This window comes from Pseudomonas sp. PKS (genome assembly GCF_051913525.1).
Taxonomy (GTDB): Bacteria; Pseudomonadota; Gammaproteobacteria; order Pseudomonadales; family Pseudomonadaceae; genus Aquipseudomonas; species Aquipseudomonas guariconensis_D.
Map to the genome: position 1 here is coordinate 93,249 of NZ_JBEGDO010000013.1, position 16,490 is coordinate 109,738.

Annotated in this window: 15 protein-coding genes and 2 tRNA genes; 16 read left to right on the plus strand and 1 reads right to left on the minus strand. The window is 60.1% G+C overall.

The window, feature by feature from the left end:
• Window positions 1–4: 4 nt before the first annotated feature.
• A complete protein-coding gene (yhbY, locus tag ABOA88_RS14980; protein WP_023378620.1) occupies window positions 5–313 on the minus strand; it encodes a ribosome assembly RNA-binding protein YhbY in 309 nt (102 codons plus the stop codon).
• Window positions 314–415: 102 nt separating this feature from the next.
• Between yhbY and rlmE the strand changes: the two genes are divergently transcribed.
• From rlmE to ABOA88_RS15060, 16 genes are all read left to right on the plus strand, one after another.
• The gene (rlmE, locus tag ABOA88_RS14985; protein WP_196170132.1) at window positions 416–1,042 is read left to right on the plus strand and encodes a 23S rRNA (uridine(2552)-2'-O)-methyltransferase RlmE; all 627 of its coding nucleotides are present in this window, start codon (window positions 416–418) and stop codon (window positions 1,040–1,042) included.
• A gap of 203 nt (window positions 1,043–1,245) precedes the next feature.
• Window positions 1,246–3,153, plus strand: a complete 1,908-nt coding sequence (ftsH, locus tag ABOA88_RS14990; RefSeq protein ID WP_043210103.1) for an ATP-dependent zinc metalloprotease FtsH — start codon at window positions 1,246–1,248, stop codon at window positions 3,151–3,153.
• A gap of 8 nt (window positions 3,154–3,161) precedes the next feature.
• Window positions 3,162–4,013, plus strand: coding sequence for a dihydropteroate synthase (gene folP, locus ABOA88_RS14995; protein WP_196170131.1), 852 nt, complete (start codon window positions 3,162–3,164; stop codon window positions 4,011–4,013).
• A gap of 16 nt (window positions 4,014–4,029) precedes the next feature.
• Window positions 4,030–5,370: a phosphoglucosamine mutase gene (gene glmM / locus ABOA88_RS15000; RefSeq protein WP_367851763.1), complete on the plus strand. Its 1,341-nt coding sequence runs from the start codon at window positions 4,030–4,032 to the stop codon at window positions 5,368–5,370.
• 66 nt (window positions 5,371–5,436) lie between these two features.
• Window positions 5,437–6,192 carry a triose-phosphate isomerase gene (gene tpiA, locus ABOA88_RS15005; RefSeq protein WP_367851762.1) on the plus strand — a complete coding sequence of 252 codons (756 nt, stop codon included), beginning with the start codon at window positions 5,437–5,439 and terminating at the stop codon, window positions 6,190–6,192.
• 4 nt (window positions 6,193–6,196) lie between these two features.
• Window positions 6,197–6,589 (plus strand): preprotein translocase subunit SecG, encoded by a 393-nt coding sequence (gene secG, locus ABOA88_RS15010; RefSeq protein WP_367851761.1) that lies wholly within the window; start codon window positions 6,197–6,199, stop codon window positions 6,587–6,589.
• Between the two features lie 21 nt (window positions 6,590–6,610).
• A tRNA-Leu gene (locus tag ABOA88_RS15015) sits at window positions 6,611–6,696 on the plus strand.
• 98 nt (window positions 6,697–6,794) lie between these two features.
• Window positions 6,795–6,871, plus strand: a tRNA-Met gene (locus ABOA88_RS15020).
• Between the two features lie 129 nt (window positions 6,872–7,000).
• On the plus strand, window positions 7,001–7,459 hold the full coding sequence (gene rimP / locus ABOA88_RS15025) for a ribosome maturation factor RimP (RefSeq protein ID WP_043210161.1): 459 nt from the start codon (window positions 7,001–7,003) through the stop codon (window positions 7,457–7,459).
• Between the two features lie 59 nt (window positions 7,460–7,518).
• Window positions 7,519–9,000 (plus strand): transcription termination factor NusA, encoded by a 1,482-nt coding sequence (gene nusA / locus ABOA88_RS15030; RefSeq protein WP_043210092.1) that lies wholly within the window; start codon window positions 7,519–7,521, stop codon window positions 8,998–9,000.
• A 27-nt stretch (window positions 9,001–9,027) separates the two neighbouring features.
• Window positions 9,028–11,562: a translation initiation factor IF-2 gene (infB, locus tag ABOA88_RS15035; protein WP_367851760.1), complete on the plus strand. Its 2,535-nt coding sequence runs from the start codon at window positions 9,028–9,030 to the stop codon at window positions 11,560–11,562.
• 115 nt (window positions 11,563–11,677) lie between these two features.
• Complete coding sequence (gene rbfA / locus ABOA88_RS15040) at window positions 11,678–12,076, plus strand: 30S ribosome-binding factor RbfA (RefSeq protein ID WP_043210088.1); 399 nt, start codon at window positions 11,678–11,680, stop codon at window positions 12,074–12,076.
• 3 nt (window positions 12,077–12,079) lie between these two features.
• Entirely contained in the window at window positions 12,080–12,997 is a 918-nt protein-coding gene (truB, locus tag ABOA88_RS15045) for a tRNA pseudouridine(55) synthase TruB (protein ID WP_367851759.1), read from the plus strand.
• Between the two features lie 149 nt (window positions 12,998–13,146).
• Complete coding sequence (gene rpsO / locus ABOA88_RS15050) at window positions 13,147–13,416, plus strand: 30S ribosomal protein S15 (protein ID WP_011532144.1); 270 nt, start codon at window positions 13,147–13,149, stop codon at window positions 13,414–13,416.
• Window positions 13,417–13,666: 250 nt separating this feature from the next.
• Window positions 13,667–15,772 (plus strand): polyribonucleotide nucleotidyltransferase, encoded by a 2,106-nt coding sequence (pnp, locus tag ABOA88_RS15055; protein WP_196170125.1) that lies wholly within the window; start codon window positions 13,667–13,669, stop codon window positions 15,770–15,772.
• 255 nt (window positions 15,773–16,027) lie between these two features.
• The gene (locus ABOA88_RS15060) at window positions 16,028–16,381 is read left to right on the plus strand and encodes a BON domain-containing protein (RefSeq protein WP_043210081.1); all 354 of its coding nucleotides are present in this window, start codon (window positions 16,028–16,030) and stop codon (window positions 16,379–16,381) included.
• Window positions 16,382–16,490: the final 109 nt, after the last annotated feature.

The window sequence follows — 16,490 nt, forward strand, 5'->3', positions numbered from 1 at the left end:
ACCGTTACTTGTAACGGTGGATGTTGGACAGCTGCTTGTTCGGCTGCGGATTTTTGCGATAGATCAACGCTTTCTTGCCGATGGTCTGTACCAGTTCGGCACGGCCAGCCTTGCACAGTTCGGCGATGGCTGCAGCGCGTTCTTCGCGATCTTCCGAGCGGATTTCGACCTTGATCAGTTCGTGATCGGTCAGTGCGCGCTCCAGTTCGGCGATGACGCCTTCGTTCAATCCATTGCCCGCGACGATCAGGACCGGCTTCAGGTCGTGACCAATCGATTTGTATTGTTTCTTCTGCTCGTTATTGAGCGGCATAATCTGACCCTTTTCGTCTGATTCTGTAAAATTGGTGGCCATTTTACCCGAGGGCCCGTGGCTCCGCCCAGTCAATCACGACGCTAATCATCGAGGTGCCCCGTGGCGCAACGTTCCAAGAGCAGCCATAACTGGCTGAGAGAGCATTTCAACGATCCTTTCGTCAAGCAGGCGCAGAAGGATGGCTACCGCTCGCGCGCGAGCTACAAGCTGCTGGAGATCCAGGAAAAGGACAAGCTCATCCGCCCTGGCATGAGCGTGATCGATCTCGGTGCCGCGCCGGGTGGCTGGTCGCAGGTGACCAGTCGTCTGATTGGTGGGCAGGGGCGGCTGATCGCCTCTGACATCCTGGAAATGGACTCGATCCCCGACGTTACCTTCATTCAGGGCGACTTTACCCAGGATGAGGTGCTGCAGCGGATCCTCGAGGCGGTCGGCGATTCGCACGTGGACCTTGTGATTTCAGACATGGCCCCCAATATGAGTGGTACGCCCGCCGTGGACATGCCGCGCGCCATGTTCCTGTGCGAGCTGGCCCTGGATCTGGCGTGCCGCGTGCTGCGACCTGGTGGGGATTTCCTGATCAAGATCTTCCAGGGCGAAGGTTTCGACCATTACCTGAAGGACGTGCGTGGCAAGTTCGACAAGGTGCAGATGCGCAAACCGTCGTCGTCCCGCGATCGCTCCCGCGAGCAGTACCTGTTGGGGCGTGGCTTCAAAGGGGCGTGAGAGGCGTTTTGCGGATCGGCCGATAGTTATTTCCAATCGGCGGTTCCGTCAGGATCGTCCGAACTTCGTGTAGTCTAGCTTTCACAAAGGGTTACAGACGGCGCCTGCGGATGCGTAGGTAATGTAGTAAGTTAGGGCGGTGAATATCATGCGAGGCACGGCTGCGTCGTGCGCCGACCTCAGAGGGTAGCTAATTGAACGACATGGCAAAGAATCTGATCCTGTGGTTGATCATCGCGGCTGTCCTTGTGACGGTGATGAACAACTTCTCCAGCCCTAATGAGCCGCAGACCCTCAACTATTCCGACTTCATTCAGCAGGTCAAGGACGGGAAGGTCGAGCGCGTGACCGTCGACGGCTATGTCATTACCGGCAAGCGTACCGATGGCGACAACTTCAAGACCGTTCGTCCGGCCATTACCGATAACGGCCTGATCGGCGATCTGGTCGATAACCATGTCGTGGTTGAAGGCAAGCAGCCTGAGCAGCAGAGCATCTGGACTCAGTTGCTGGTCGCCAGTTTCCCGATCCTGGTGATCATCGCCGTGTTCATGTTCTTCATGCGCCAGATGCAAGGCGGTGCGGGCGGCAAGGGCGGACCGATGAGCTTTGGCAAGAGCAAGGCGCGCCTGCTGTCCGAAGACCAGGTCAAGACTACCTTGGCCGACGTCGCAGGTTGCGATGAGGCCAAGGAAGAGGTCGGCGAGTTGGTTGAGTTCCTGCGTGATCCGGGCAAATTCCAGCGTCTGGGTGGTCGCATCCCGCGTGGCGTGCTGATGGTCGGTCCGCCCGGTACCGGTAAAACGCTGCTGGCCAAGGCTATCGCAGGCGAGGCCAAGGTGCCGTTCTTCACCATTTCCGGTTCCGACTTCGTCGAGATGTTTGTCGGTGTGGGCGCCAGCCGTGTGCGCGACATGTTCGAGCAGGCGAAAAAGCACGCCCCTTGCATCATTTTCATCGATGAAATCGACGCCGTTGGTCGCCACCGTGGCGCCGGCATGGGCGGTGGTCACGACGAGCGTGAGCAGACCCTCAACCAGTTGCTGGTGGAGATGGACGGCTTTGAAATGAACGATGGCATCATCGTGATCGCCGCCACCAACCGTCCTGACGTGCTCGACCCGGCGCTGCTGCGGCCAGGTCGCTTCGACCGTCAGGTGGTGGTCGGCCTGCCGGACATCCGCGGTCGTGAGCAGATCCTCAAGGTACATATGCGCAAGGTGCCGGTTGGCGAGAACGTCAACGCCGCCGTCATTGCCCGCGGTACGCCAGGTTTCTCCGGCGCCGACTTGGCCAACCTGGTCAACGAGGCCTCTCTGTTCGCCGCGCGCGCTAGCAAGCGTCTGGTCGAGATGAAGGAGTTCGAGCTGGCCAAGGACAAGATCATGATGGGCGCCGAGCGCAAGACCATGGTCATGTCCGAGAAGGAAAAACAGAACACCGCCTACCACGAAGCCGGTCACGCCATCGTCGGTCGTCTCGTTCCCGAGCATGACCCGGTCTACAAGGTCTCGATCATTCCGCGCGGTCGCGCGTTGGGTGTGACCATGTTCTTGCCTGAGGAAGACCGCTACAGCCTCTCCAAGCGCGCGCTCGTCAGCCAGATCTGCTCGCTGTATGGTGGCCGTATCGCCGAAGAAATGACGCTGGGCTTCGATGGCGTCACAACCGGTGCCTCCAACGACATCATGCGCGCCAGCCAGATCGCCCGGAACATGGTCACCAAGTGGGGCCTGTCCGAGAAGCTCGGCCCGTTGATGTACGCCGAAGAAGAGGGCGAGGTATTCCTCGGTCGCAGTGCGGCGAGCCAGCATGCCAGCGTCTCGGGTGAGACCGCCAAGCTGATCGACTCCGAAGTGCGCAGCATCATTGATCATTGCTACGCCACCGCCAAGCAGATCCTTACCGACAACCGCGACAAGCTCGATGCGATGGCCGAAGCCTTGATGAAGTATGAGACCATCGATGCCGATCAGATCGACGACATCATGGCCGGTCGTACGCCGCGTGAACCGCGTGATTGGGACAATGATGCCGGCACCTCCGGCAACCAGGCCTCCCAAGATGATCGTCCGGAGTCGCCAATCGGCGGTCCAGCGGCTCAACACTAAGGGCTTCTATGACCTCACAGCAGTACCCGACCCGGTTGCCTTGCGGCAACCGGGTTCTTGATTTGTCCCGTACCCATGTCATGGGTATCCTCAATATCACCCCAGATTCCTTCTCCGATGGCGGGCGCTTCAATCAGCGCGACGAGGCGTTGCGCCATGCCGAGGCGATGGTGGCTGCCGGCGCGACGCTGATCGACATCGGCGGTGAATCCACGCGTCCCGGCGCCAGGGCGGTGTCGCCGACCGAGGAGCTGGAGCGTGTGGCGCCTATGGTCGAGGCGATCAACAGCCGACTCGACGTCATCATCTCGGTCGATACCTCCACACCAGCAGTCATGCGCGAATCCGCTCGCCTGGGCGCGGGGCTGATCAACGACGTGCGGGCCCTGGAGCGTGACGGCGCCCTGGATGCTGCCGCCGACACTGGCCTGCCGGTGTGCCTGATGCACATGCGTGGCGAGCCGGGCACCATGCAGGACAATCCGCATTACGACGATGTGTCCGCTGACGTGACGCGCTATCTTGAACAACGGATGGCCGCATGCGCTGTCGCAGGGATCGGCGCTGATCGAATCATCCTCGATCCGGGTTTTGGCTTTGCCAAGACGCTTGATCACAACCTCAGCCTCTTCAAACACATGGAAGTGCTCTATCGCCTGGGCCGGCCGTTGCTGGTTGGTGTTTCGCGCAAGAGCATGATCGGCCTCACGCTCGATCGCCCCGTGGGTGAGCGGCTTTACGGCAGCCTGGCGCTGGCCGCACTGGCCATGACCAAGGGGGCCAGCATCTTGCGTGTGCACGATGTGGCCGAGACCGTCGACGTGGTGCGAATGATCACCGCGGTGCAGAACGCCGAATAAGAACATTGGAGTCCCTATGAGCAGAAAATACTTTGGTACCGACGGTATCCGTGGCCGCGTCGGCGAATACCCGATCACCCCTGACTTCATGTTGAAGCTGGGTTGGGCGGCGGGCATGGCGTTTCGCAAGCAGGGCAATTGCCGCGTGCTGGTGGGCAAGGACACCCGGATTTCGGGCTACATGTTCGAGTCCGCGCTCGAAGCGGGCCTCTCTGCTGCCGGTGCCGATGTGATGCTGCTCGGCCCCATGCCGACTCCGGCGATCGCTTACCTGACCCGAACCTTCCATGCCGAGGCCGGCATCGTCATCAGTGCTTCGCACAATCCGCACGATGACAACGGCATCAAGTTCTTCTCTGGCCAAGGCACCAAATTGCCCGACGAGGTCGAGTTGATGATCGAGGAACTGCTCGACCAGCCGATGACCGTGGTCGAGTCCAGCAAGCTGGGCAAGGTTTCGCGCATCAACGACGCGGCGGGCCGTTACATCGAGTTCTGTAAAAGCAGTGTGCCAACCAGCACGAACTTCGAGGGGCTCAAGCTGGTGATCGATTGCGCTCATGGTGCTACCTACAAGGTGGCCCCAAGCGTGTTCCGTGAGCTCGGTGCCGACGTCACTGTGCTGCACGCCCAGCCTGATGGGCTGAACATCAATGAAGGGTGCGGCTCGACCCATATCGAGTCGCTGCAGGCCGCTGTGCTGGTAGGCCATGCCGACCTTGGGATCGCCTTCGACGGTGATGGCGACCGCGTGCTGATGGTCGACCATACCGGCGCCATCGTTGATGGTGACGAACTGCTGTTCATCATCGCCCGCGACCTGAAAGATCGAGGCAAGCTGCAGGGTGGAGTGGTCGGTACGCTGATGAGCAACCTAGGCCTGGAGCTGGCACTCAAGGACCTGGACATTCCCTTTGCCCGGGCCAAGGTGGGTGATCGTTATGTGATGGCTGAGCTGCTCGAACGCGACTGGCAGCTCGGCGGCGAGAATTCCGGACACGTGGTGTGCTGCAATCACACCACCACCGGAGATGCGATCATCGCCGCGCTGCAGGTGTTGCTGGCGCTCAAGCGCCGGGGCGAGACGCTCGCACAGGCCCGTCAGGGGCTGCGTAAGTGCCCGCAGGTGCTGATCAACGTGCGCTTTGGCGCGAGCAAGGTCGACCCACTGGAGAACCCTGCCGTGCAAGAGGCCAGCGCCAAGGTTACCGAGGCCATGGCGGGGCGCGGGCGTGTGCTGCTGCGCAAGTCCGGTACCGAGCCGCTGGTGCGAGTGATGGTCGAAGGCGACGACGAAAACCAGGTTCGCGGTCATGCCGAAGCCTTGGCTAAATTGGTCGCTGAAGTTTGTGCCTGAAATAGGCTTGCCAGCGCAGATCGGGTTGGGTAAGATCTGCGCCCACTTTGACCGACGAGGTAAAGCATGCGTCGCCCTATGGTAGCTGGTAACTGGAAGATGCACGGTACCCGCGCCAGCGTCGCTGAGCTGACCAAAGGCTTGAGTAATCTGGCCTTGCCGAGCGGAGTGGAAGTCGCGGTCTTTCCGCCGTCCCTGTTCATCAATCAAGTGATTGAAAGCTTACAGGGCAAGGAAATCATCGTCGGCGCACAGAATTCTGCTGTACAGCTCGAGCAGGGCGCGCTGACTGGCGAGATCGCACCGAGTCAGCTGGCCGAAGCAGGGTGCAAGCTTGTGCTGATCGGGCACTCGGAGCGTCGCCAGATCATTGGCGAAAGCGATGAAGTCCTCAATCGCAAGTTCGCAGCCGCTCAGGCAAGTGGTTTGAAGCCTGTGCTCTGTGTGGGGGAAACCCTTGAGGAGCGCGAGGCAGGCAAGACGCTGGAAGTGGTTGGGCGTCAACTGAGCAGTATCATCGATGAGTTCGGTGTTGCCGCTTTTGCCAATGCGGTAATTGCCTATGAGCCTGTTTGGGCCATCGGTACAGGTCTGACGGCCACGCCTCAGCAGGCTCAGGATGTGCATGCAGCCATTCGAGCCCAGCTGGCGGCGCAGGACGCCGAAGTTGCCGCAAAGGTGCAGCTTCTTTATGGCGGCAGCGTGAAGGCGGCCAATGCGGCCGAACTGTTCGGCATGCCGGATATCGATGGGGGGCTCATTGGTGGAGCGTCCCTGAACGCAGACGAATTCGGTGCAATTTGTCGCGCCGCAGGAAACTGAACAAATGCTGGAAACAGTCGTAGTTGTTTTTCATCTGTTGGCTGCACTGGCTGTGGTAGTGCTGGTACTGTTGCAACAGGGTAAAGGTGCTGAAGCAGGTGCATCTTTCGGCGCAGGTGCTTCAAATACTGTGTTCGGAAGCCAAGGTTCCGCTACCTTTTTGAGTAAAGTTACTGCTATACTTGCTGCCACTTTCTTTTTGACTGCTCTTGGGTTAGGATACTTCGCTAAAGAGAAAGCTCACCAGCTGACTCAAGCAGGTCTGCCAGATCCAGCGGTTCTGGAAGTCAAAGAGCAGAAGCCGGCAGTAAATGATGATGTACCGGTGCTCCAGGAAAAGAAGAGCGAAGCCACCAACACTGGTGACGTACCTCCTACAACTGAAGAGCAGAAGTAACGGGTTTCAAGAAGTAGTATTGCCGAGGTGGTGGAATTGGTAGACACGCAACCTTGAGGTGGTTGTGCCCATAGGGTGTAGGGGTTCGAGTCCCCTTCTCGGTACCAATTGAAGCATGAGAGCCCGCTTTAGCGGGCTTTCTTGCAGGTGGAGGTTAGATTGACCCTGTAGCGGGTTCGGTCTTATACTTCCGCCCCAGCTTTGTCGCGGGGTGGAGCAGCTTGGTAGCTCGTCGGGCTCATAACCCGAAGGTCGTTGGTTCAAATCCAGCCCCCGCAACCAGCTTCAGCGGAGCCCCTTTTCAGGGGCTTTTTGCTAGCTGAACAGTTCTTGCGCCGTTGTTCAACGGCGCTTTCAGGGATGGGCGCTTCGCCCATTTTTTATTTGCACAGCATGCACGAGGGGGTTCAGGTGTCGAGCAAGCTAGAACAGTTGCAGGCCTTGTTGGCCCCGGTGGTCGAGGGTCTGGGCTATCAATGCTGGGGGATCGAATACGTTTCCCAGGGTAAGCATTCGGTCCTGCGCATCTATATCGACAAGGAAGGCGGAATCCTGGTGGACGATTGCGAAGCTGTCAGTCGTCAAGCCAGTGCCATCCTGGATGTGGAAGATCCGATCACCAACGAATATACCCTCGAGGTGTCCTCTCCTGGCATGGACCGCCCGCTGTTCACTCTGGAACAGTTTGCCTCGCATGCCGGCGAACAAGTGAAGATCAAGCTGCGTACGCCCTTCGAAGGTCGTCGTAACTTCCAGGGCCTTCTCCGCGGTGTGGAGGATCAGGATGTGGTGGTCCAGGTGGACAACCACGAGTTCCTGTTGCCGATCGACTCGATCGACAAGGCCAATATTATTCCCAGTTTTGACTGAGACGTGCCGGGCCCGGCGGACTATCCGGGCCCAATGGCTTGCGCAAGGCGAGGCGTACGATGAGCAAAGAAGTACTGCTGGTTGTTGAATCGGTATCCAACGAAAAGGGTGTACCACCCGGCGTCATTTTCGAAGCGCTGGAAGTGGCCCTGGCCACTGCAACCAAAAAACGTTTTGAGGACGAAGTCGACCTGCGTGTGGAAATCAACCGCCACACCGGTAGCTACGAGACCTTCCGTCGCTGGACCGTGGTTGACGAAGCCGATCTGGATGATCCGGCGATCGAGACCTGGTTGAGCAAGATCCACGAGACCCACCCTGATGCCAAGGTCGGTGACGTGATCGAAGAGAAGATCGAGTCGATCGAGTTCGGCCGCATCGCCGCCCAGACCGCCAAGCAGGTGATCGTGCAGAAGGTCCGCGAGGCCGAGCGCGCCCAGGTGGTCGACGCCTACCGCGAGCGCGTTGGCGAGATCATCTCCGGCACCGTCAAGAAGGTGACCCGCGACAATGTCATCGTTGACCTTGGCAACAACGCTGAGGCCCTGCTGGCCCGCGAGGACATCATCCCACGCGAAACCTTCCGTGTCGGTGTCCGCCTGCGTGCGCTGCTCAAGGAAATTCGCACCGAGAACCGCGGCCCTCAGTTGATCCTGTCGCGCACCGCGCCGCAGATGCTGATCGAGCTGTTCCGCATCGAAGTGCCAGAGATCGCTGAAGGTCTCATCGAAGTCATGGCCGCCTCCCGTGATCCGGGGTCGCGTGCCAAGATCGCCGTCCGCTCCAAGGACAAGCGCATCGACCCGCAAGGCGCCTGCATCGGCATGCGTGGTTCGCGCGTCCAGGCCGTATCCGGCGAGCTGGGTGGTGAGCGCGTGGATATCGTCCTGTGGGATGAGAACCCGGCGCAGTTCGTCATCAACGCCATGTCGCCGGCCGAAGTCGCGGCGATCATCGTTGATGAAGATGCCCATGCAATGGACATCGCAGTCGCCGAAGACAACCTGGCCCAAGCCATTGGTCGTGGTGGTCAGAACGTTCGCCTGGCCAGTCAGTTGACCGGTTGGACCCTGAACGTTATGACCGAGAAGGACATCCAGGCCAAGCAACAAGCAGAAACCGGCGACATCCTGCGCAACTTTATCGAGGAACTGGAAGTCGACGAGGAGCTGGCCCAAGTGCTGGTCGACGAAGGCTTCACCAGTCTCGAAGAAATTGCCTACGTACCGTTGGAAGAAATGCTCAACATCGATGGCTTTGACGAGGAAATCGTCAACGAGCTGCGTGCTCGTGCCAAGGACCGTTTGTTGACCAAGGCCATCGCTACCGAAGAAAAACTGGCAGACGCCCATCCGGCCGACGACCTGCTCTCCCTCGAGGGTATGGACAAGGATCTGGCGGCGGAACTGGCGGTGCGCGGCGTGGTTAACCGCGAAGACCTGGCCGAGCAGTCGATTGACGATCTGCTCGACATCGACGGCATCGACGAAGAGCGTGCCGGCAAGTTGATCATGGCCGCCCGAGCCCATTGGTTCGAGTAATTAGGCGCGGCCTGAGGAGAGAAGTGCATGACGCAAGTCACGGTGAAAGAACTGGCCCAAGAGGTCGAGGCACCGGTAGAGCGCCTGCTGCAGCAGATGCGTGAGGCAGGTCTGCCGCACACCGACGCCGGTCAGGTAGTGACCGATAACGAGAAGCAGGTTTTGCTGACTCATCTGAAGAGCAGCCACAAGAGCAAGGCGGAAGAGCCGCGCAAGATCACCTTGCAGCGCAAGACCACCAGCACCCTGCGTGTCGCCGGTAGCAAAAGCATCAGCGTAGAAGTACGCAAGAAGAAAGTATTCGTGCAGCGCAGCCCGGAGGAAATCCAGGCTGAGCAGAAGCGCGAGCTGGAGGAGCGCCGTGCAGCCGAGAACGCCGCACGCGAGAAGGCTGACGCCGAAGCTCGCCAGCGCGCTGAAGAGCAGGCGCGTCGTCAAGTGGCTGAAACCGCTACCCAAGCGCCTGTCGAGAAAGCCGCGCCAGCAGCGGTCGCTGCCCCGGCTCCAGTTGTTGCCGACGCGCCTGCGTCCGAAGATGCTGCCGCGCGTGCCGCTGAGCGCAAGAAGGACGAAACCCGTCGCAACGAAAGCCGTGTCCGTGACGAAGATCGTCGTGGTGGCGAGCGCCGTGGCGAAGCCCCGCGCGTTTCCATCAAGGTCAAGGTCAAGGAAAAGGAAAAGGCGCCGACCCCTCGCGCTGCCCCGCGTACCACCGATGAAGAGAGCGATGGTTTCCGTCGCGGTCGCGGTGGCAAAGGCAAGCCGAAGAAGCGCAACCAGCATGGTTTCCAGAACCCGACCGGTCCAGTCATCCGTGACGTGACCATCGGCGAGACCATCACCGTTTCCGAACTTGCTCAGCAGATGTCGGTCAAGGCCGCTGAAGTCGTCAAGTTCATGTTCAAGCTGGGTACTCCGGTCACCATCAACCAGGTGCTCGACCAGGAAACCGCTCAGTTGGTAGCCGAAGAACTGGGCCACAAAGTGACCCTGATCAGCGACACCGCCCTGGAAGACTCCCTGGCAGAATCGCTGAAATTCGAAGGCGAGACCGAGCCGCGTGCACCGGTAGTGACCGTCATGGGCCACGTTGACCACGGTAAGACCTCGCTGCTCGACTACATCCGTCGTGCCAAGGTTGCCGCAGGCGAGGCCGGTGGCATTACCCAGCACATCGGTGCTTACCACGTCGAAACCGATCGTGGCATGGTCACCTTCCTCGACACCCCTGGCCACGCTGCGTTCACCGCGATGCGTGCCCGTGGTGCCAAGGCCACCGACATTGTGATCCTGGTGGTGGCGGCGGACGACGGCGTGATGCCGCAGACCCGCGAAGCCGTACAGCACGCCAAGGCCGCCGGTGTTCCGCTGGTGGTTGCGGTGAACAAGATCGACAAGCCGGGTGCCGACATCGATCGCATCCGTAACGAACTGGCCGTCGAAGGCGTAACCTCCGAGGATTGGGGTGGTGACACTCCGTTCGTCAAGGTTTCCGCGAAGATGGGTACCGGTGTCGACGAACTGCTCGAGGCCGTGCTGCTGCAGGCCGAGATCCTCGAACTGACCGCCACGCCAACCGCACCTGGTCGTGGTGTCGTGGTCGAGTCGCGCCTGGACAAGGGCCGCGGTCCAGTCGCTACCATCCTGGTTCAGGACGGTACCCTGCGTCAGGGCGACATGGTCCTGTGCGGCTCCAACTATGGCCGCGTACGTGCCATGCTCGACGAGAACGGCAAGCCTGTGAAGGAAGCTGGCCCGTCGATCCCGGTCGAGATCCTCGGCCTGGATGGCACCCCGGAAGCCGGTGACGAGCTGTCCGTGGTCGCCGACGAGAAGAAGGCCCGCGAAGTCGCCCTGTTCCGTCAGGGCAAGTACCGCGAGGTCAAGCTGGCCCGTGCCCATGCCGGCAAGCTGGAAAACATCTTCGAGACCATGGGTCAGGAAGAGAAGAAGACGCTCAACATCGTCCTCAAGACTGACGTGCGTGGTTCTCTGGAAGCGCTGCAGGGCTCGCTGTCGGGCCTGGGCAACGATGAAGTTCAGGTACGTGTGATCGGTGGCGGTGTCGGTGGTATCACCGAGAGCGATGCCAACCTGGCGCTGGCTTCCAACGCGGTGCTGTTCGGCTTCAACGTGCGTGCCGATGCCGGTGCGCGCAAGATCGTCGAGCAGGAAGGTCTGGATATGCGTTACTACAACGTGATCTACGACATCATCGAAGACGTCAAGAAGGCCCTGACCGGCATGCTCGGCAGCGATGTTCGTGAGAACATCCTGGGTGTCGCCGAGGTGCGTGACGTGTTCCGCTCTCCGAAGTTCGGCGCCATCGCTGGCTGTATGGTCATCGAGGGTACCGTGTACCGCAACCGTCCGATCCGCGTACTGCGCGAGGATGTGGTGATCTTCGAAGGCGAACTGGAATCGCTGCGTCGCTTCAAGGACGATGCTGCCGAAGTTCGTTCGGGTATGGAATGCGGTATTGGCGTCAAGAGCTACAACGACGTCAAGGTCGGCGACAAGATCGAAGTCTTCGAGAAAGTCCAGGTGGCACGTACCCTGTAAGGGCCGTGCCTGGCGTAAGCGCCGCCCCTGGGCGGTTTGCGGCGCCTCTGAAGGTAACGCCCGGTCAGGCCTCAGCCTGTCCGGGCGTTTGCCGCTTTAGTTACAGGTAGCAAGAATGGCAAAAGAATATAGCCGTACCCAACGCATCGGCGATCAGATGCAGCGTGAGCTGGCCGAACTGATCCGTCGTGAAGTCAAGGATCCGCGTGTCGGCCTGGTGACCATCACCGCCGTGGATGTCAGCCGTGACCTGGGCCATGCGAAGGTCTTCATCACCGTCATGGGCCAGGATGGCGCCGATGCCGTGCCACAGACCCTCAAGGCCCTCAACAGTGCGGCGAGTTTCCTGCGCCTGCACCTAGGGCGAGTCATGCAACTGCGCAGCGTGCCGCAGCTGCATTTCCACTTCGATGAGAGCGTCAGCCGCGGTGCCCACCTGTCGGCGCTGATCGAGCGTGCAGTGGCTGAAGATCGCCTGCACAAGGATGCTGACAAGCCGGACGCCGAGGAGTAATCGGTGGCTCAGGTCAAACGAATCCGCCGCAACGTAAGCGGCATCATCCTGCTGGACAAACCGTTGGGGTTCACCTCCAACGCCGCGTTGCAGAAGGTCCGCTGGCTGCTCAATGCCGAGAAGGCTGGCCACACCGGTAGCCTCGACCCGCTGGCCTCTGGCGTGTTGCCGCTATGCTTCGGCGAGGCCACCAAGTTCTCCCAGTACCTGCTTGACTCCGACAAAGGCTACGAAACGGTCATGCAGCTGGGGCAGACTACCAGTACCGCCGATGCCGAAGGCGAAGTCCTGCAGACGCGGGATGTGACCGTTGGTCGTGCCGATATCGAAGCCGTTTTGCCACGTTTTCGCGGTGAAATCAGTCAGGTACCGCCGATGTACTCGGCCCTCAAGCGTGACGGCCAGCCGCTGTATAAGCTGGCACGTGCAGGAGAGGTAGTGGAGCGCGAGGCGCGTTCTGTTACTATTAGCCGCTTGGAGTTGCTCGAGTGTGAAGGCACTCGGGTTCGCCTGTCGGTCGGCTGCAGCAAAGGCACCTATATCCGCACCCTGGTAGAGGATATTGGTGAGGCGTTGGGCTGTGGTGCCTACGTCGCGGAACTGCGCCGTACCCAGGCCGGCCCCTTCGAGCTGGCACAGACCGTGACTCTCGATGAACTCGAGCAGGCCCACGCCGAAGGCGGCAACGAAGCGCTTGATCGCTTCCTGATGCCGTCCGACAGCGGGTTGCTGGATTGGCCACTGGTGCGTCTTTCCGAGCACAGCGCGTTCTACTGGCTGCATGGCCAGGCGGTTCGCGCGCCGGATGCGCCGCAGTTCGGCATGGTCCGGGTACAGGATCACAATGAACGCTTCATCGGTATCGGTGAGGTGAGCGAAGACGGGCGTATTGCGCCGCGTCGACTGATTCGGTCGGAATGATCGAAACCGTACGTCCAAGCCTTGGCCCAAGCGTACGGAACCGAGGGTGGCTGTTAATAGGCACGGTCACACCTCTACTTATTAATACAGGGACTCGTCCCTGGCCTATTGGAGACCGTCCGCGGGATCCGTTTATTAGGAGAAGCCAAATGGCCCTCAGCGTTGAAGAAAAAGCTCAGATCGTTGCCGAATACCAGCAAGCCGCCGGCGATACCGGTAGCCCGGAAGTGCAGGTTGCTCTGCTGACCGCCAACATCAACAAGCTGCAAGGCCACTTCAAGGCCAACGAGAAAGACCACCACTCCCGTCGTGGTCTGATCCGTATGGTTAACCAGCGTCGTAAGCTGCTGGACTACCTGAAGGGCAAAGACACCACTCGTTACAGCGCCCTGATCGGTCGCCTGGGCCTGCGTCGCTAATAGCGTCCTGGCCAGTGGTGTGCATGGCGTGTCGCAGTTTTCGGGAGTGCTGCCTGGCAGCATTCGCGTCAGACACGCCACGCGTATCTCCGAGGTTGGCAGCCTGGTTGTGCCGAGCGGTTTACCGCGCGGCGGCCAGGCTCCCAGCCTCGTGTTGTATCTGGACGGTCAATGGGGCCGATTCCCCGTTCTGCCCAAGAATTCGCAAGAACAAGTTCCCCCCAGAGCCACTGAAAAAAGGTAGGAAACCGTGAACCCGGTAATCAAGAAATTCCAGTTCGGTCAGTCGACCGTAACCCTCGAGACGGGCCGCATTGCTCGCCAGGCGACCGGCGCCGTGCTGGTCACCGTCGACAACGACGTCACCGTGCTGGTGACCGTGGTCGGTGCCAAGCAGGCAGATCCAGGCAAGGGCTTCTTCCCGTTGTCCGTCCACTATCAGGAAAAGACCTACGCCGCTGGCAAGATCCCAGGTGGCTTCTTCAAGCGTGAAGGCCGTCCTTCCGAGAAAGAAACCCTGACTTCGCGCCTGATCGACCGCCCGATCCGCCCGCTGTTCCCTGAAGGGTTCATGAACGAAGTGCAGGTTGTCTGCACCGTGGTTTCCACCAGCAAGAAGACCGATCCGGACATCGCTGCGATGATCGGTACCTCGGCTGCCCTGGCCATCTCCGGCATCCCGTTCGAAGGCCCGATCGGCGCAGCCCGCGTTGCTTTCCACGAAAGCACCGGCTACCTGCTGAACCCAACCTACGAGCAACTGGAAGCCTCCAGCCTCGACATGGTCGTGGCCGGTACCGAATCCGCTGTACTGATGGTTGAATCGGAAGCCAAAGAGCTGACCGAAGACCAGATGCTGGGCGCTGTGCTGTTCGCTCACGACGAGTTCCAGGTCGTAATCCAGGCCATCAAGGAATTCGCCGCCGAAGCCGGCAAGCCGACCTGGGACTGGCAGCCAGCCCCCGCCAACACCGAGCTGCTCAACCTGGTGCGCGCCGAGTTCGGCGAGGCCATCTCCCAGGCCTACACCATCACCCTGAAGGCCGATCGCTACAACCGTTTGGGCGAGCTGCGCGACCAGGCCGTCGCCCGTCTGTCCAACGAAGAAACCGGCCCGACCGCCGGCCAGATCAAGGACATCTTCGGCGAGCTGGAATACCGCACCGTCCGCGAGAACATCGTCAACGGCAAGCCACGTATCGACGGTCGTGACACCCGCACCGTGCGCCCGCTGAACATCGAAGTCGGTGTTCTGCCCAAGACCCACGGCTCGGCCCTGTTCACCCGTGGCGAAACCCAGGCCCTGGTCGTCGCGACCCTGGGTACTGCCCGTGATGCCCAGCTGCTGGACACCCTGGAAGGCGAGAAGAAAGACGCCTTCATGCTGCATTACAACTTCCCACCGTTCTCGGTAGGCGAGTGCGGCCGCATGGGCGGCGCTGGCCGTCGTGAAATCGGCCACGGCCGTCTGGCCCGTCGTGGTGTCCAGGCCATGCTGCCGAGCGACAGCGAGTTCCCGTACACCATCCGCGTCGTATCGGAAATCACCGAGTCCAACGGCTCCAGCTCCATGGCGTCGGTCTGCGGTGCCTCCCTGGCACTGATGGACGCAGGCGTACCGATGAAGGCGCCTGTAGCTGGTATCGCCATGGGTCTGGTCAAGGAAGGCGACAAGTTCGCAGTCCTGACCGACATTCTGGGTGACGAAGACCACCTGGGCGACATGGACTTCAAGGTTGCCGGTACCGCCAAGGGCGTTACCGCACTGCAGATGGACATCAAGATCAACGGCATCACCGAAGAGATCATGGAAATCGCCCTGGGCCAGGCCCTGGAAGCGCGCCTGAACATCCTCGGCCAGATGAACCAGATCATTGCCCAGTCACGCAGCGAGCTGTCGGCCAACGCACCGACCATGCTGGCGATGAAGATCGACACCGACAAGATCCGTGACGTCATCGGCAAAGGCGGCGCCACCATCCGTGCCATCTGCGAAGAGACCAAGGCGTCGATCGACATCGAAGACGACGGTTCGATCAAGATCTTCGGCGAGACCAAGGAAGCGGCCGAGGCGGCCAAGCAGCGTATCCTGGGCATCACCGCCGAGGCCGAGATCGGCAAGATCTACGTGGGCAAGGTCGAGCGCATCGTCGACTTCGGCGCCTTCGTCAACATCCTGCCGGGCAAAGACGGTCTGGTGCACATCTCCATGCTCAGCGATGCGCGTGTAGAGAAGGTCACTGACGTTCTGAAAGAAGGTCAGGAAGTCGAAGTGTTGGTACTGGACGTGGACAACCGCGGCCGTATCAAGCTGTCGATCAAGGACGTTGCGGCTGCCAAGGCCTCCGGCGTCTAAGCCTCTTCAGGCGAAGAAAGGACCCAACAGGGTCCTTTTTTTTCGCCTCGATTTTTCCTTGGTCCACTTGCATCTTGCATGCAGGATCTTGCCTGGTCTTGCAAATTGCACGATGGCAATTCGAATCTATTATTTTAAGTATTTGAATTTAAACGGATTTTTTATCGTAAAAAGCTGGCACAGCCCATGCAAAGGTATGTTTACCTGCTGCCAGGAACCACGGCGCAGACCTTTCGAACAACAGGAGTGACTCACATGAAGAAATTCGCCATTGCTGCCGCTACTGCCACCGCCCTGACCCTGACCATGGCTAATGCGGCATTTGCCCAGCAGCCCGCCCAGTCGTCCCCAATGACGCTGGCGGCCGGTGAAGTGACCAAGGCCAAGGAAGAGACGAAAGACACTTGGATCACCACCAAAGTGAAGGCCGACCTGATGACAGAGAAAGGCATCCCTGGCAGCGATATCAAGGTCGAAACCAACAAGGGTGTGGTCTCCCTGTCCTCTGACGTGGCGATTACCGCTTCGCAGAAAGAACAGGCGATCGCCATCGCCAAGGCTATCAAGGGTGTCCAGGCTGTGTCGGCTGACGGCCTGAAAACAGAGTAAGGATTGTTCCGTCGGCCAAAGGGATTTGGCCACCTTTTCATCGAGGGCCGCTGTGCGCCTCTATCGCTGGCATTGACGCGAGCGACAGGGGTGCACAGCGGCCCTCGAT

What these genes read in the sequence shown, in the direction of transcription:
- rpsO (WP_011532144.1), top strand. Translation starts at nt 13,147, where the DNA reads ATGGCCCTCAGCGTTGAAGAAAAAGCTCAGATCGTTGCCGAATACCAG.
- ABOA88_RS15060 (WP_043210081.1), top strand. Translation starts at nt 16,028, where the DNA reads ATGAAGAAATTCGCCATTGCTGCCGCTACTGCCACCGCCCTGACCCTG.
- yhbY (WP_023378620.1), bottom strand. Translation starts at nt 313, where the DNA reads ATGCCGCTCAATAACGAGCAGAAGAAACAATACAAATCGATTGGTCAC.
- ftsH (WP_043210103.1), top strand. Translation starts at nt 1,246, where the DNA reads ATGGCAAAGAATCTGATCCTGTGGTTGATCATCGCGGCTGTCCTTGTG.
- infB (WP_367851760.1), top strand. Translation starts at nt 9,028, where the DNA reads ATGACGCAAGTCACGGTGAAAGAACTGGCCCAAGAGGTCGAGGCACCG.
- secG (WP_367851761.1), top strand. Translation starts at nt 6,197, where the DNA reads ATGCTGGAAACAGTCGTAGTTGTTTTTCATCTGTTGGCTGCACTGGCT.
- folP (WP_196170131.1), top strand. Translation starts at nt 3,162, where the DNA reads ATGACCTCACAGCAGTACCCGACCCGGTTGCCTTGCGGCAACCGGGTT.
- glmM (WP_367851763.1), top strand. Translation starts at nt 4,030, where the DNA reads ATGAGCAGAAAATACTTTGGTACCGACGGTATCCGTGGCCGCGTCGGC.
- rbfA (WP_043210088.1), top strand. Translation starts at nt 11,678, where the DNA reads ATGGCAAAAGAATATAGCCGTACCCAACGCATCGGCGATCAGATGCAG.
- nusA (WP_043210092.1), top strand. Translation starts at nt 7,519, where the DNA reads ATGAGCAAAGAAGTACTGCTGGTTGTTGAATCGGTATCCAACGAAAAG.
- tpiA (WP_367851762.1), top strand. Translation starts at nt 5,437, where the DNA reads ATGCGTCGCCCTATGGTAGCTGGTAACTGGAAGATGCACGGTACCCGC.